The following is a 1064-nucleotide window of genomic DNA, read 5'->3' as shown; positions in this document are numbered from 1 at the left end:
ACATACTGGTTAAATACACAGTATGTCGTCAAAGTGAAATCAGCGCATTACAAGCAACCACATGCAAGTAGAGGGTATTAGCATGGTTAGACATACGCCCTCAACACTCTATTTAACATAACATACATAATGTGTACTTAGATATAAGGCTGGGCATAGCCAGCATTCCCACGGCAAGTACTTGAAATGTCTGGCTATTCAACTTTTTTGCGATTTCGCCCCAAAGGTGTTTTGCATGTGCGCTCTTCGCACGGTCGCGGTGAACGCCAACCAATGCCTCGCTTGGGTCTATTTCTGCTTCTATGGCTAAGAAAATGGCTTCCTCATCAGATACATAGCGTGTTCCCTTGCGAATTTCACAGACTCTAGCCTTAGTTAGCCCTAAATCCTCGGCAACTTGCTTGTCTTGTGTGTAGTTTTTTGCCTTTTTGTAGGCATCTAATAGCTGTCTGGCATACATATATATTCCTCCTAAGCCCATCTTAGCCCCTCAGTATCAGATTATCGATACTTGTAGTCACGATTTATTGATACTAGTGTGTAGGAAAATCATTCACGAGGTTTATCACATGGACGTGACCGCTTTCCTGCTAACTAACAATGAGTTTGTAAACCTAGTTGTTATTGTGTCTGCACTTAGTATCTCCGCTTACTTTGCGCATTCGACACTGTGTTTTATACGACAAAAACTGATTAATTTCATGAATGTTCGACACATTTCTTCTGCTGACAATTTTGATGGTTTACTTTCATATGAATAGATTAGTATTTATTAGAAATCACATAGCGGCCAACCTTTCATCTCAAGGTCTGCCGCCGCACTGTGCTAACTTCTATGCTCATCGCGGCGTTGTGTATTATCAAAACGTCGTATCAAACAGCAAAGACCCGTTTAAAGATGCGTGTGACTATGCGGGTAAATTGGCGGCATCTCGTATTGCGTCATTTAATTACCAGCCAGTAAAGCAACCGCCATCACGCCGCTCGATTAAGGCTCGTCCCCAATCATTGTTTGATTTTGACTCTCAGGAGCGTAAATCATGACAACACACGCTTTCGCTGGC

2 protein-coding genes are annotated in these 1064 nt (G+C 42.5%); one reads left to right on the top strand and one right to left on the bottom strand.

Annotated elements, in window-relative coordinates:
* Positions 1-112 precede the first annotated feature (112 nt).
* Complete coding sequence (locus ACKLNH_RS20635; protein WP_413114141.1) at positions 113-460, bottom strand: DUF3693 domain-containing protein; 348 nt, start codon at positions 458-460, stop codon at positions 113-115.
* A gap of 293 nt (positions 461-753) precedes the next feature.
* Here ACKLNH_RS20635 and ACKLNH_RS20630 point away from each other — a divergent pair, with 293 nt between their 5' ends.
* Entirely contained in the window at positions 754-1044 is a 291-nt protein-coding gene (locus ACKLNH_RS20630) for a hypothetical protein (RefSeq protein WP_413114140.1), read from the top strand.
* The last annotated feature ends 20 nt before the right edge of the window (positions 1045-1064 follow it).

The organism is Thaumasiovibrio clandestinus, assembly GCF_047250365.1.
Taxonomy (GTDB): Bacteria; Pseudomonadota; Gammaproteobacteria; order Enterobacterales; family Vibrionaceae; genus Thaumasiovibrio.
This window is presented reverse-complemented; position numbering and strand designations above follow the sequence as displayed.

Coding starts and splice junctions, on each gene's coding strand:
- ACKLNH_RS20635 (WP_413114141.1), bottom strand. CDS start 460: ATGTATGCCAGACAGCTATTAGATGCCTACAAAAAGGCAAAAAACTAC.
- ACKLNH_RS20630 (WP_413114140.1), top strand. CDS start 754: ATGAATAGATTAGTATTTATTAGAAATCACATAGCGGCCAACCTTTCA.